Origin of the sequence: Pseudogulbenkiania subflava DSM 22618 (assembly GCF_900177275.1) — a bacterium.
GTDB classification, from domain to species: domain Bacteria; phylum Pseudomonadota; class Gammaproteobacteria; order Burkholderiales; family Chromobacteriaceae; genus Pseudogulbenkiania; species Pseudogulbenkiania subflava.
The window spans coordinates 1-14,573 of the sequence record NZ_FXAG01000011.1; the positions used below are offsets into that span (position 1 = coordinate 1).

11 protein-coding genes are annotated in these 14,573 nt (G+C 62.3%); all 11 read right to left on the reverse strand.

Annotated features, from left to right (window positions below; all coding sequences use genetic code 11):
• Nucleotides 1-2,907 (reverse strand): pyruvate carboxylase (locus B9N72_RS11130; RefSeq protein ID WP_085276473.1); only part of this gene is annotated, 2,907 nt, incomplete at its 3' end.
• A 257-nt stretch (nucleotides 2,908-3,164) separates the two neighbouring features.
• Nucleotides 3,165-4,769 (reverse strand): methyl-accepting chemotaxis protein, encoded by a 1,605-nt coding sequence (locus tag B9N72_RS11135; protein ID WP_143477812.1) that lies wholly within the window; start codon nucleotides 4,767-4,769, stop codon nucleotides 3,165-3,167.
• A 51-nt stretch (nucleotides 4,770-4,820) separates the two neighbouring features.
• Nucleotides 4,821-6,452, reverse strand: a complete 1,632-nt coding sequence (locus tag B9N72_RS11140) for an electron transfer flavoprotein-ubiquinone oxidoreductase (RefSeq protein WP_234985953.1) — start codon at nucleotides 6,450-6,452, stop codon at nucleotides 4,821-4,823.
• 12 nt (nucleotides 6,453-6,464) lie between these two features.
• Complete coding sequence (locus tag B9N72_RS11145) at nucleotides 6,465-7,400, reverse strand: electron transfer flavoprotein subunit alpha/FixB family protein (protein WP_085276474.1); 936 nt, start codon at nucleotides 7,398-7,400, stop codon at nucleotides 6,465-6,467.
• Nucleotide 7,401: 1 nt separating this feature from the next.
• Nucleotides 7,402-8,151 carry an electron transfer flavoprotein subunit beta/FixA family protein gene (locus B9N72_RS11150; protein ID WP_085276475.1) on the reverse strand — a complete coding sequence of 250 codons (750 nt, stop codon included), beginning with the start codon at nucleotides 8,149-8,151 and terminating at the stop codon, nucleotides 7,402-7,404.
• Nucleotides 8,152-8,264: 113 nt separating this feature from the next.
• Nucleotides 8,265-9,545: a TRAP transporter large permease gene (locus B9N72_RS11155; protein ID WP_085276476.1), complete on the reverse strand. Its 1,281-nt coding sequence runs from the start codon at nucleotides 9,543-9,545 to the stop codon at nucleotides 8,265-8,267.
• A complete protein-coding gene (locus tag B9N72_RS11160) occupies nucleotides 9,542-10,240 on the reverse strand; it encodes a TRAP transporter small permease (RefSeq protein WP_085276477.1) in 699 nt (232 codons plus the stop codon). The genes B9N72_RS11155 and B9N72_RS11160 overlap by 4 nt, the downstream gene beginning before the upstream one ends.
• Nucleotides 10,241-10,314: 74 nt before the next feature.
• Nucleotides 10,315-11,310 carry a TRAP transporter substrate-binding protein gene (locus tag B9N72_RS11165; protein WP_085276478.1) on the reverse strand — a complete coding sequence of 332 codons (996 nt, stop codon included), beginning with the start codon at nucleotides 11,308-11,310 and terminating at the stop codon, nucleotides 10,315-10,317.
• Nucleotides 11,311-11,350: 40 nt separating this feature from the next.
• Nucleotides 11,351-12,184, reverse strand: coding sequence for an HpcH/HpaI aldolase/citrate lyase family protein (locus tag B9N72_RS11170; RefSeq protein WP_085276479.1), 834 nt, complete (start codon nucleotides 12,182-12,184; stop codon nucleotides 11,351-11,353).
• Between the two features lie 14 nt (nucleotides 12,185-12,198).
• Complete coding sequence (locus B9N72_RS11175) at nucleotides 12,199-13,377, reverse strand: CaiB/BaiF CoA transferase family protein (protein ID WP_085276480.1); 1,179 nt, start codon at nucleotides 13,375-13,377, stop codon at nucleotides 12,199-12,201.
• Nucleotides 13,378-13,387: 10 nt separating this feature from the next.
• Complete coding sequence (locus B9N72_RS11180) at nucleotides 13,388-14,545, reverse strand: acyl-CoA dehydrogenase family protein (protein ID WP_085276481.1); 1,158 nt, start codon at nucleotides 14,543-14,545, stop codon at nucleotides 13,388-13,390.
• Between the last annotated feature and the right edge of the window lie 28 nt (nucleotides 14,546-14,573).

The window sequence follows — 14,573 nt, forward strand, 5'->3', positions numbered from 1 at the left end:
GCGGCCAGTCTGCTGCTCGACCTTGGCCTGCTCGGCGGCGAGGTCGACCGGCGCCATCGTTTCGCCGGGGCGGCCGGCCAGCGGTGCCTGGCCCTTCAGCACCTTGCGCTGCAACTCGGCCGGGAAGCCGTGCGCCGGGGTGCCCAGTTCGCCCTTGAACAGGGACACCACCGACTCGGGGAAGTCGATCTCGCGCGCCGGATCGAGCACGTCGGCCGGGGTGAGGCCGTTCGACACCATGAACAGCGCCATGTCGCCGACCACCTTGGAGGTCGGCGTCACCTTGACGATGTCGCCGAACAGCAAGTTGACCTGGGCGTAGGCTTCCGCCACCTCCGGCCAGCGCGCCTCGATGCCGAGCGAACGCGCCTGCTCGCGCAGGTTGGTGACCTGGCCGCCGGGCATTTCGTGACGGTAGACCGCCGAGGTGCCGGCGCGCAGGTCGGCCTCGAACGGGGCGTAGACCTGGCGCACGCCTTCCCAGTAGGTGGAGAGCTGCTGCAGGTGGCTCCGGTCCAGCTCCGGGTCGCGTTCGCTGCCGGCCAGCGCCGCCACGATGGAGCCCAGGTTGGGCTGCGAGGTGAGCCCGCTCATGGCGTCCATCGCCGCATCCACCGCGTCGACGCCGGCCTCCACCGCGGCCAGCACGCTGGCGGCGGCGATGCCCGAGGTGTCGTGGGTGTGGAAGTGGATCGGCAGGCCGGTTCCTTCCTTCAAGGCCTTCACCAGCGCGGTGACGGCACGCGGTGTGCAGATGCCGGCCATGTCCTTGATCGCCAGGATGTGGGCGCCGGCCTGCTCCAGCTGTTTGGCCATGTCGACGTAGTACTTCAGGTCGTAGCGCCGGCTGGCGTCGTAAATATCCCCGGTGTAACAGATTGCCGCCTCGCACAGCCTCCCGGTGTCGCGCACCGCGTCGATGGCCACGCGCATGTTGTCGACCGCATTCAGGGAGTCGAACACGCGGAACAGGTCGATGCCGCCCTCGGCCGCCTGGGCGATGAAGTGGCGCACCACGTTGTCGGGGTAGTTGGTGTAGCCGACCGCGTTGGAGGCCCTGAGCAGCATCTGGAACAGCACGTTCGGGATGGCAGCCCGCAGCTCGGCCAGGCGCTGCCACGGGTCTTCCTTGAGGAAGCGCATGGAAACGTCGAAGGTGGCGCCGCCCCAGCATTCCAGCGAGAACAGCCCGGAGGCGAGGCGCGCGTAGTGCGGCGCCACCGCCAGCATGTCGGCGGTCCGCATGCGCGTGGCGAACAGCGACTGGTGCGCGTCGCGTAGGGTGGTGTCGGTGATCAGCACCTGCTTCTGCTCGCGCATCCACTGCGCGAAACGTTCCGCCCCCAGTTCGTGCAACTTGTCACGGCTACCCGGCGGCGGTGCCTCGCCCAGGGGGCAGTCCGGCAGCCGTGCCGGCCCCGGCATCGGGCTGGGGGCGGCGCGCCCCTTCATTTCCGCGTTGCCGTTGACGGTGACGTCGCCGAGGAATTCCAGCAGCTTGGTGGCCCGGTCGCGGCGCGGGGTGAACTGGAACAGCTCCGGCGTGCTGTCGATGAAGCGCGTGGTGCACTTCCCCGAAGTGAACAGCGGGTGGGCGATGACGTTCTCCAGGAACGCCAGGTTGCTCGACACGCCGCGGATGCGGAACTCGCGCAGCGCGCGGTCCATGCGCGCGTTGGCCTCGGTGGGCGTGTGGCCCCAGGCGGTCACCTTGACCAAGAGCGAGTCGTAATACGGCGTGATTACCGCCCCGGTGTAGGCGGTGCCGCCATCGAGACGCACGCCGAAGCCGGCCGCGCTGCGGTAGGCGGTCAAACGGCCGTAGTCCGGGGTGAAATTGTTCTCCGGGTCTTCCGTGGTGACGCGGCACTGCAGCGCGTGGCCGAGCAGGCGGATATCCGGCTGCGCCGGCACGAAGCTGTCCTCCTCGCCGATCTGCGCGCCCTCGGTGATGCGGATCTGCGCCTTGACGATGTCGACGCCGGTGATGGCCTCGGTGACGGTGTGCTCGACCTGGATGCGCGGGTTGACCTCGATGAAGTAGAACGCGCCGGTGTCGGCATCCATCAGGAACTCGACGGTGCCGGCATGGGTGTAGCCGACCGCGCGCGCCAGTTTCAACGCCGCTTCGCACAGCGCGGTGCGCTGGGACTCGTTCAAATACGGCGCCGGCGCGCGCTCGACCACCTTCTGGTTGCGGCGCTGCACCGAGCAGTCGCGCTCAAACAGGTGCACCAGGTTGCCGTGCGTGTCGCCGAGGATCTGCACCTCGACGTGGTGGGCACGGCGCACCAGCTTCTCGAGGTAGACCTCGTCGTTGCCGAAGGCGGCCTTGGCCTCGCGCCGCGCCACCTCCATCGCCCCGGCCAGCTCGTCCTCGTGCTCCACCACGCGCATGCCGCGCCCGCCGCCGCCCCAGCTGGCCTTGAGCATCAGCGGGTAGCCGACGGCGGCGGCCATGCGCTGCGCTTCGGCCAACGTGTACGGCAGCGCGCCGGTCGCCGGCACCACCGGCACGCCGGCTTTCTCCGCCAGTTCGCGCGCGGAGACCTTGTTGCCAAGCTGACGCATCACCTCGGGCTGCGGGCCGATGAAGGCAATCCCCGCCGCGGCACAGGCCTCGGCGAACTCCGGGTTCTCGGACAGGAAACCGTAGCCGGGGTGAATGGCATCGACGCCGGCCTCCTTGGCGATGCGGATGATGTCGTCGATGTCGAGGTAGGCGGCGATGGGCTTCTGGCCGGCGCCGACCTGGTAGGCCTCGTCGGCCTTGAAGCGGTGCAGGGCGAGCTTGTCTTCCTCGGCGTAGATGGCGACGGTGCGGATGTTCATCTCGGCGGCGGCGCGCATCACGCGGATGGCGATTTCGCTGCGGTTGGCGATCAGGATGGTACGTATCGGCTTCATGGTCTTTGGTAATCTATTCGTTCTCATCCCAGAGATTGCGGCAAGGCATGTCCAGGGAGGCTATCTTCCAGGAAAGGCCAGGCAAAAAACCACCTGACCACGGCAAAAACAGCGAACTCAAGGCAAAAATGCTGTTAATGGGGTATATGCAGGATCGGCAGCTATGCCTGAGCCCAGATATCACTCTGCTCGCTCAAATAATGCTGCGATTTCTGCCGGCTCCCGCTAGCCGGCTGAGTGCTTTACCACACAGTCTCTTAAAGATGAAAATGAGCCGCTGCCACCTGCAATTGCGACGCCAATTGCTCAAGTGAACGGATATTGCCGTTGGCAGCGCTGACCGTTGCCGAAGATTCTTCCACCATCATGGCGATGCGTTCCACGTTATTGGCCATGTTGTTGCTCGCTTGGCTCTGCTCTGCGGTTGCGGCCGACACTTCACGGACTTTTCCCAGCGCAATCACCACGCCTTGGCTGATCTCTTGCAGGATATGAGCGGCCTCGGCGGCCTTCTTCACCCCGCTGCTGATCTGCCGGTTCACCGTACCCATGCTGTCGACTACGGCATCGGTATCGGTCTGGATTGCACGCACCATGGACGCGATCTGCGCCGTGGCTGCGGTGGTTCTTTCCGCCAGCTGGCGCACCTCGTCGGCCACCACAGCAAACCCCCGCCCCTGCTCCCCAGCCCGCGCCGCCTCGATGGCCGCATTGAGCGCCAGCAGGTTGGTCTGATCGGCGATGTCCTTGATCACTGCGGCAATGTCTTCGATTTCTTGTGAGCGCGCGGCCAAGCCACCGATTTGCTGCTCGGCCTGCACAACCCTCCCTGCCACCTGTGCGATCTCCTGCGAGGTCAGCCCCACCAATTCCTCGCCTAGACTAGCCAGCAGTCTCGCTTGCGACGAATGGGTTTCGGTCTCGCGAGCACGGCCGACAATCTGGTCAATGCTCACGGCCATTTGCTCGATGGCCGCAGCTAGCGCACCAGTGGCCTGCGAAGACTGTTCCGAAGACAGGCTGATCCTGCCCATCTGACTGCTCATGCCGTTAGCGGCCTGGGTCAGGGTTTGTGCCCCTCGCTGGATATCCTCGATCACCTGCCGCAAACGGTTTTGCATGCGCGCCATCGCTCCCAACAAGCTATCACCAGCGGCTCGCTGATCGAGCGATACCGAGAGATCGCCATCGGCAATGGCGAGAGCAACACGGGTGGCATGTTCCGGATCGCCGCCGAGCCGTCGGTAAATGGCACGGGACATCCCCACCACGGTGGCCAGCATGGCAGCCAGCACAATCAGGCCGATCAACAGGAACTGCCAAGCCAGATGCCAATAGGCGCTTTCTATGTCATCGACGAAAAGGCCGGTGCCGATCGTCCAACCCCAGTCAGGTATGCGTACCACACCATTGATTTTGGGCACAACGGCATCACTGCCGATCCGCTTGGTCGCAATGTCGGCAAAGCCGAAGTCGCCCCGACTCAACGCCTCTTCATAGGCTTGTCCCAAAGTACGGCCATCAGGTAAACGCTCATTGGTTACCTTGCCCATGCGACGTTTATCCGGGTAGTAGACGGTGAAGTTGCCCTTCTTGATGAAGACGTACAAATCACCGTCTCGCAGCCCAGAAATCGCCTCTATAGCATGAGCCTGAGCCTGATCGCGTGTCAGTTTTCCGCCCCGCTCCTGCTCTTGGTACAAAGCAATCTGCTTCGCTGCGAGCTTGATGACCGCCCCGATCTCGGCCCGACGGCCATCCAGCATCGCGGAATGCAGGTTAAACAAAGCAATCGACGCCATCGCAGTCAGACCAAGTACACTGGTCAACACAATCAAGACGAGTCGAGAGGAAAGCTTCATGGATTAACCCTGTACGGCAATTTGATCAACAAGTGCTATCCACAAATCGTCCTACATATTGGGATAGTTCGGCCCGCCGCCGCCTTCCGGCGTCACCCAGATGATGTTCTGGGTCGGATCCTTGATGTCGCAGGTCTTGCAGTGCACGCAGTTCTGCGCGTTGATCTGCAAGCGCGGCGCGTCCGGCTCGCCGACGAATTCGTACACCCCGGCCGGGCAGAAGCGCGCTTCCGGGCCGGCGAATTTCTTCAGGTTGATCTCGACCGGCACGCTCGCGTCCTTGAGCCTGAGGTGCGCCGGCTGGTCTTCGCTGTGGTTGGTGTTGGAGATGAACACCGACGACAGGCGGTCGAAGGTGAGCACACCGTCCGGCTTCGGGTAGTCGATCTTGCAACTCAGGCTGGCTTCCTGCAGACACTCGTGGTCAGCGTGCTTGTGGCGCAGCGTCCACGGTGCACGGCCGCGGAACAGGTAGGTGTCGATCGCGCTGTAGATCATCGCCGGCCACAGACCCCAGCGGAACGACGGGCGGATATTACGCACCGACCGCAGTTCGTCGTGCAGCCAGCTTTTCTCGAACTTGTCCTTGTAGCTCACCGCTTCGTTGCCCTTGTCGGACGACAGCAACTCGAACACCGCCTCGGCCGCCAGCATGCCGGACTTCATCGCAGTGTGGCTGCCCTTGATCTTCGGCACGTTGAGAAAGCCGGCGGTGTCGCCCACCAGCACGCCGCCCGGGAAGGTCAGCTTGGGCAGGCTCTGGATGCCCCCCTCGGAGATCGCGCGCGCGCCGTAGGAGATGCGTCGGCCACCCTCGAACACCTGGCGGATGGCCGGGTGCGTCTTGAAGCGCTGGAACTCCTCGAACGGGCTCAGGTACGGGTTCTGGTAGTCGAGGCCAACCACGAAGCCGACCACCACCTGGTTGTTCTCCAGGTGATACAGGAACGAGCCGCCATAGGTGGCGGTGTCCAACGGCCAGCCGGCGGTGTGAGTGATGCTGCCCCGTTGGTGGTTTTCCGGCTTCACCTCCCACAGTTCCTTGATGCCGATGCCGTAGGTCTGCGGATCGGCATTCTGGCGCAGGTCGAAGCGCTCGAACAGCACCTTGGTCAGCGAGCCGCGGCAGCCTTCGGCGAAGATGGTCTGCTTGGCCCACAGCTCCATGCCGGGCTGCCAGGCATCGGTCTTCTTGCCGTCCTTGCCGATGCCCATGTCGCCGGTGGCCACGCCCTTGACCGAGCCGTCTTCGTTATACAGCACCTCGGCGGCGGCAAAGCCTGGGTAAATCTCCACACCGAGCGCCTCGGCCTGCTCACCGAGCCAGCGACACAGGTTGCCCAGGCTGATGATGTAGTTGCCGTGATTCTTCATCTGCGGCGGTGTGGGCAATTGGATCGACCCGGTTTCAGTGAGATGCAGGAAGCAGTCGGCGCTGGCCGGCGTATTTAGCGGAGCCCCCTTCTCTTTCCAGTCCGGGATCAGCTCGTTCAGCGCGCGCGGTTCGAACACCGCGCCGGACAGGATATGCGCGCCGATCTCGGAGCCCTTCTCCAACAGACACACCGACAGCTCGCGACCGGCCTGCTCGGCCAGCTGCTTGAGACGAATCGCCGTGGCGAGCCCGGACGGGCCGCCACCGACGATCACCACGTCGTACTCCATGAATTCGCGTTGTTGCATGCTCTGCCCCGCTCAGTCGCCCAGCGCCTGGATCAGCTCCGGCACTACGCTGAACAGGTCGCCCACCAGGCCGTAGTCGGCCACCTGGAAGATCGGCGCCTCTTCGTCCTTGTTGATCGCCACGATCACCTTGGAGTCCTTCATGCCGGCCAGGTGCTGGATGGCGCCGGAGATGCCCACCGCCACGTACAACTGCGGCGCCACCACCTTGCCGGTCTGGCCGACCTGATAGTCGTTCGGCGCGTAGCCGGCGTCCACCGCCGCACGAGAGGCACCCACAGCGGCACCCAGCTTGTCGGCCAGCGGCTCGATCACGGCCTGGAACTGTTCGGCCGAACCGAGCGCACGGCCGCCGGACACCACGATTCTGGCCGAGGCTAGTTCCGGACGGTCGGACACGGTCAGCTCGGCGCCGTCGAAGCGCGACAGGCCGGCATCGGCACCACCGTCGACCTTCTCGATGTCGGCGCTCCCCCCCGGACCCACGGCGTCGAACGCGGTGGTCCGCACGGTGATCACCTTGATCGGATCGTTCGACTTGACGGTGGCCAGCACGTTGCCGGCGTAGATCGGGCGCACGAAGGTATCGGCCGCTTCCACCGCGCTGATCTCGGATATCTGCATCACGTCGAGCAGTGCCGCCACGCGCGGCAGCAGGTTCTTGCCGTAGGTGGTGGCCGGGGCCAGCACGTGGCTGTAGCCAGCGGCCAGCTTGACCACCAGCGGGGCGATATTTTCGGCCAGGCCATGCTCGAGTGCGGCGCCTTCGGCCACTTTCACCACGGAAACACCGGCCAGCTTGGCGGCGGCTTCGGCCACCGCGCCACAGTTATTGCCAGCCACCAGCACATGGATGTCGCCACCGATCTTCTGCGCAGCGGTCACGGTATGCAGGGTGCCCGACTTCAGTTCTTTGTTGTCGTGTTCGGCGATAACGAGAATGGTCATGTCACAGCACCTTTGCTTCGGATTTCAGTTTGGCCACCAGTTCGGCCACGTTGGCGACCTTGACGCCGGCCTGGCGCTTGGCCGGTTCGGCCACGTTCACCAGGGTCAGGCGCGGCGTCACGTCCACGCCCAGGTCGGCCGTGGTCAGCTTGTCGAGCGGTTTCTTCTTGGCTGCCATGATGTTGGGCAGCTTGACGAAGCGCGGCTCGTTCAGGCGCAGGTCGGTGGTGACCACCGCCGGCAGGTTGAGGGTGACGGTTTCCAGGCCGCCATCCACTTCGCGCATGACCTGCACGTTTTCGCTGCTCAAGCCGACCTTGGAAGCGAAGGTGCCCTGCGCCCAACCCAGCAGCGCAGCGGTCATCTGGCCGACCTGATTGGCGTCGTCATCGATCGCCTGCTTGCCGAGGATCAACAGCTGCGGCTGTTCCTTCTCGGCCACGGCCTTGAGCAGTTTGGCCACCGCCAGAGGCTCCAGCACAGCGTCGGTTTCGACGTGCACAGCACGGTCGGCCCCCATCGCCAGGGCGGTGCGCAGCGTCTCTTCGCAGGCTTTCACGCCCATCGACACGGCGACGATCTCGGTTACTTTGCCGGCTTCCTTGAGGCGCACGGCCTCTTCCACGGCAATTTCATCAAACGGGTTCATCGACATCTTGGCGTTGGCAAGCTCTACATCGCTGCCATCCGTCTTCGGGCGGACTTTGACGTTGAAGTCCACTACCCGTTTCACTGCTACGATGACTTTCATGTTCACTCCATAACACTTGCACCCTCCTCCAACCCGTTGACAGTACCGGCCGGTAACGGGAACAGGAGGGCTAGGTCTCAATCAGCTACCGAGCATTCTCAGCAATAGGTTCATCAAGTGCCGAGCAACCTCGGCACGATGGTAGAAAGGGCCGGCCAATAAGTGACCAGACCCAGCACCACCAACATGCTCAGCAGCCATGGCCATACGGCAACGGTCAGCTCGGTAATCCCCATCTTGGTAATGCCCGAGGTCACATAGAGGTTCAGCCCAACCGGCGGATGGCACATGCCGATTTCCATGTTGACGATCATCAGGATGCCGAAATGGACCGGGTCGATGCCGAGCTTGGTAGCCACCGGAAACAGGATCGGGGCAAAAATCAGCACGATGGAGGAAGGCTCCATGAAGTTGCCGGCTAACAGCAGCAGTACGTTGACGGCCAAGAGGAACGTCACGGTGCCCAGCCCTTCGCTAAGGAACCAATCGGCCAACGCTTGCGGGATGTTCTCGTTGGTCATGATGAAAGAGAACAGCACTGCATTCGTGATGATGTAGAGCAGCATCGCCGACATATTGGCCGACGTGAGCAGCACCTTTGGTACATCCTTCAGCTTCATGTCACCGTAGATGAACACCGCCACGATGAAGGCATAGACCGCGCTCATTGCCGCCGCCTCGGTGGGGGTAAAGATACCGGTCAGAATCCCTCCCATCACCACGACCACCAGCACGAGCCCCCAGACAGATTCACGGAATGCGTGGGCGCGTTCTCGCCAGGTGGCTTTAGGCTGACGCGGGTAGCCGAATTTCTTGGCCCGATACCAGGTAACGAGACCGAGGACGAATGCCAGAAGCAAGCCAGGCACGACACCGGCAACAAACAGCGAGCCGATGGACGTATTGGTAGTCACCGAGTAAACCACTTTGACGACCGATGGCAGCATCAGGATGCCCAGCGAGCCGGCCGTTGCCACTACCCCTGCCCCAAAGCGCATGGGATATCCCTGGCGCACCATCTCCGGCAGGATAACGCCACCGATGGCGACAACCGTGGCCACACTGGAGCCACACACTGCCGCGAACAATGCACAAGCCACCACCCCGGCAAGCGCCAAGCCACCATGCCAATGCCCAACCAGGGACACGGCAAAATTGATCATCCGTCGTGCCACCCCACCATGGGTCAGGAAATTACCGGCCAGAATGAAAAACGGAATGGCCATGATTTCGAACTTGTCGATGCCCGTAAACAGCTTGAGTGCGACCGACTCAAGCGGGACGTGGGTCATCGTAAAGACGAAGGCGAGACTGGTCAGACCGAGAGAAATGGAGATCGGCATGCCGGTCAGCATCAGGGCACACAACACCCCGAAAATGAATACTGCGCTCATGATTTGCCACTCCCTTGCGAACTGCTGCCCAGCAGCTTGTGTTTGAGGTCTTGTGGATGGAGGTTGTCGTCGAGGTTGTAGCCATTGGCTTCAACCGGGATCACGACATCGTCCATGCCTTCCACATGCCCATGTTCATGGGTCGGCAACTCACCGGTTTTGATGAAATTCCAGGCAACCTGCAGGAAACGGAAACTCATGAGAGAAGAACCGAGCGGAATCACCGAGTAGACCACCCAGGTCGGCCACTCCAGATCCGGCGTTGTCGGCCCCTCCGGCACACCGTCCAACGGACTGCCTAAGGCCTGGAGAAAGGCATGATGGGCACCGTTTTCCCAGACAAAATTACCACCCAACACCGCGATGGTCCCGGTGAAGAACGCTCCGGCAAGCATGCCGAAAATGATGAACTTGGCCCGGTGCTGATCTTTCATCTTGTTAATGACGACATCGACACCAACGTGGATGCCTGTGCGCACACCATAGGCGGCACCAAACTTGGCCATCCACACGAACATGATGATGCACAGCTCCTGAGCCCAACCGAAATTCAGGCTCAGCAAAAGATCCTGCACAGCGGCGATGGGAATGCCTGACAAATAGCGGTGAATGACGGCGATGAAAATGACCAAGGTCGCGCCACCCATCAGGAAGCTGACCAGCCACTCTTCCAGATGATTGAGAATTTTGTTCATGTCATTTCTCCAACGGCAAGGCGCCCCCAAGGAAACGCAGAGCCTGGATAGTGATACGTCGATCAAGAGCAGAACTATTTCTGGCCGATCGCCTGGTGGATTTCCTGGATCAGGCCAGCACCGACACGTGGCGCAACTTCCTTCTCCACCGGCTTCAGCTTCGCCATCCACAGTTGTCGTTCCTGCGGCGTCGGCGTATGGAAGGTGACTTTGCCGCTGGCCTTCATAGCAGCGATGGCATTGTCGTTGTCCTTCTGGGCCACGTCGTTGTTAAGTACGGTGGCCTCCTTCAAAGCTTGATCCAGCTTGGTACGGATATCCGGCGGCAAGCCATCCCAGAACTTCTTGTTGGCGATCACGACATAACCGATGTACCCGTGGTTAGTCAGGGTCATATCGCGCTGAACTTCGTGGGTCTTTTGCGTATAGACATTGGAGGGGGTGTTCTCGGTGCCATCGACCACTCCCGTCTGGAGGGCCTGATAGACTTCGGAGAAGGCCATGACCTGGGGAATGGTGCCCAGCGCACGCATTTGGGCCTCAAGCACCTTGGAGGACTGAATGCGCATTTTCAGGCCCTTCATGTCGTCCGGCTTTACGATGGGTTTGTTGGCCGTCATGATCTTGAAGCCGTTGTCCCAGTAGGCCAGCCCCTTGATGCCTTTGGGCTCCAGCTTCGCCAGCAGTTTCTTGCCGACCGGACCATCGGTCACTTTCCGGAGCGCGACCTTATCCGGGAACAGATACGGTACGTCGAAGACCTCGAATTCCTTCACGCCGACCGGGCCAAACTTGGAAACCGTCGGGGCCAGCATCTGCACGGCGCCCAGTTGCAAAGCTTCGAGTTCTTCCTTGTCCTTGTACAATTGGCTGTTCGGATAAAGCTCGACCTTGACGCGGTTGCCGGTGTATTTCTCGGCCAGTTGCTTGAATCGTTCCGCCGCTTGGCCCTTTGGGGTATTGGACGTCACAACATGGCTGAACTTGATGATGATCGGCTCGGCGGCCTGGGCATTCACGGAAAGAAACACCACACCGAGCGCAGCAGAAATGATAGTCGTTTTAAACATCTGTCTCTCCTCATACTGGTTTTATCGACTGCAAACAACGCTAAAAATCGGCTCGCTGCAAAATACGCACAGCTCGCTCGATGACTGGCGCATCGACCATCTGCCCGTCCAGGGAAAATGCGCCATTACTTTGTTTTGAGATTTCCACCACCCGGCGCGCCCACTCCACTTCACCCGCTGCAGGACTGAAGGCGGCATTGATACTCTCGACCTGCGAGGGATGAATGCACAGCATCCCGCCCATGCCGGCCGCCCGGGAGCGAGCCGCGGCTTCGGCCAACCCGGCCTTGTCGGCCAGCGCGGGATAGACGCCGTCGATCGGTGAGGGCAATTGGGCGAGGCGCGAATGCAGCAAAAGGCTGAAGCGCGCCTGATCGAGCATCGCTTCGCCGCCGGCGCTACCTGGTTTCAGATCGAGATCCAACCCGAGGTCGAGCGTGCCAAGCGCGAGGCGCTCCACGCCCTGGGCACGGGCCAGTTCGGGCACGGCCAGGACACCGATGGCGGTTTCGACGATCGGCCAGACCGGTTTGCCGCAGGTCGCGTTGACGTGCCGCACTTGTTCGGCTGTTTCGGCCTTGGGCAACAGCACCGCGGCCACGCCCGGGTGGCTGGCCAGGGCCAGGTCTTCGGCATGTTCGTTGGTGTCCGCCGCGTTGATGCGTACCAGCACCCGGGCATCCGGCGTCGAATCGAGAAACTCACGGATAATCTGACGGGCCTTGGCTTTGGCGTCCGCCGCCACCGCATCCTCCAGATCGACGATGACGCCATCGGCTCCGCTGGCCAGTGCCTTGGGGATGCGCTCACCGCGGTCGCCGGGGACGAACAAGGCGGTACGGCTGGTTTTCGAGATATCACTGGAAATGTTCACGGCTCATTCCTTTCTCAGATCACGCCGGCTTCATGCAAACGGGAGATGTCGTCCGTGCTGCAACCGAGTTCTTGCAAGATGGCCTCGGTGTGTTCACCAAGCCCCGGTACGGGGTCCATGCGCGGATCGAAGGCATCCGTTTTCCCGGGCGGGAGCAGTGCGGGTATCGGGCCGGCTGGCGTGTTCACCTCGGTCCACCTCTCACGGGCCTTGAGCTGGGGGTGCTGCCACACGTCGCGCATATCGTTCATGTGGGCATTGGCGATCTGCGCGGCGTCCAGTTTGGCGATTACCTGCTCGGCGCTCAGATGGGAGAACACCTCAAGGATCAGGACACGTAGTTCATCGCGCGCCGCCACACGCTTGGAATTCGAAGAGAAGCGCGGGTCACGCACCAGGCCGGGTTGATCCAGCACCTTGTCGCAGAAGGTTTCCCACTCGCGCTCGTTCTGCAGCCCGAGCATGACCGTTTTGCCGTCGCCGGCCGGGAACGGGCCGTAGGGGTAGATGGTGGCGTGCGCGGCGCCGGCGCGCGGTGGCGGGGTGGCACCGTCGAAGGCGTAGTACAGCGGGTAGCTCATCCACTCCACCATGCTCTCCAGCATCGACACGTCGATCTGGCAGCCTTTCCGGGTGCGGGCACGCTGCAGCAAGGCGGCGAGGATATTGGTGTAGGCGTACATGCCGGCGGCGATATCGGCAATCGAGCAGCCGGCCTTGGACGGCTCGTCCGGCGTCCCCGTGATGGAAAGGAAGCCCGACTCGCTTTGGATAAGCAGGTCGTAAGCCTTCTTGTCACGATACGGCCCATCGGCACCGTAGCCCGAGATGTCGCAGACGATGAGGCCGGGGTGTTTTTCGTGGAGAGCCTCGTACGACAGCCCAAGTCGTGCGGCAGCGCCCGGCGCCAGGTTCTGCACCAGCACATCGGCTTGTTCGAGCAGCTTGCCCAGCAACGGCTGTGCCTCGGGGTGCTTGACGTCGAGCGTCAGGCTCTCCTTCGAACGGTTGCTCCAGACGAAGTGCGAGGCCAGGCCGCGTACGCGTTCGTCGTAGGCACGGGCGAAGTCGCCGACTTTCGGCCGCTCGATCTTGATGACGCGCGCGCCAAGGTCGGCCAACTGGCGCGTGCAAAACGGCGCGGCAATGGCATGCTCCAGCGTGACGACGGTAATTCCTTCCAGGGGACGCATGGCTGGCTCCTCAGAAGGACCGCGGCAGACCAAGCAGATGCTCGGCCACGTAGGAGAAGATCAGGTTGGTCGAGATCGGCGCCACCTGGTACAGGCGCGTCTCGCGGAACTTGCGCTCGATGTCGTACTCATTGGCGAAACCGAAACCGCCATGTGTCTGCATGCAGACGTTGGCCGCTTCCCACGACGCTTTGGCGGCCAGGTACTTGGCCATATTGGCCTGCGCCCCGCACGGCTGCTGCGCATCGAACAGTTCACAGGCCTTGAAGCGCATCAGGTTGGCCGCTTCGATCTCGATGAAGGCTTCGGCGATCGGGAACTGCACGCCCTGGTTCTTGCCGATCGGCCGGTCGAACACCACGCGCTCGTTGGCGTACTTGGTAGCGCGGTCGATGAACCAGTAACCATCGCCGATGCATTCGGCGGCGATCAACGTGCGCTCGGCGTTGAGACCGTCGAGGATGTACTTGAAGCCCTTGCCCTCCACCCCGATCAGGTTCTCTTCCGGGATTTCCAGGTTGTCGAAGAACAGCTCGTTGGTCTCGTGGTTGACCAGGTTCGGGATCGGCCGCACGGTCAGACCGTTGCCGATCGCCTGATGCAGGTCGACGATAAAGATCGACATGCCCTCGGACTTCTTCTGCACCTCGGAGAGCGGCGTGGTGCGCGCCAACAGAATCATCAGGTCCGAATGCTGCACGCGCGAGATCCACACCTTCTGGCCATTCACGACCCAGCGGCCGTCTTTCTTCACCGCCGTGGTCTTGATCTTGGTGGTGTCGGTACCAGTTGTCGGCTCGGTAACCGCCATCGACTGGATGCGCAGCTCACCGGCGGCGATCTTGGGCAGGTACTTGTCCTTCTGTTCCTTACTGCCGTGGCGCAGCAACGTGCCCATGTTGTACATCTGGCCGTGCACGGCGCCCGAGTTGCCGCCGGAACGGTTGATCTCTTCCATGATGATGCTGGCCACGGTCAGGCCCAGGCCGGAACCGCCGTATTCCTCCGGGATCATGGCAGCAAGCCAGCCCGCACCCATCAGCTCGTCGACAAAGGCTTCCGGGTAGGCTTTCTGCTCGTCGATCTTGCGGAAATACTCATCGGGGAACTGACTGCACAACTGGCGTACGGCATCGCGCACATCTTGATGTTGGGTATCAAAAGACATGAGGGGTCCTCCTCTTAAACTACGAGGT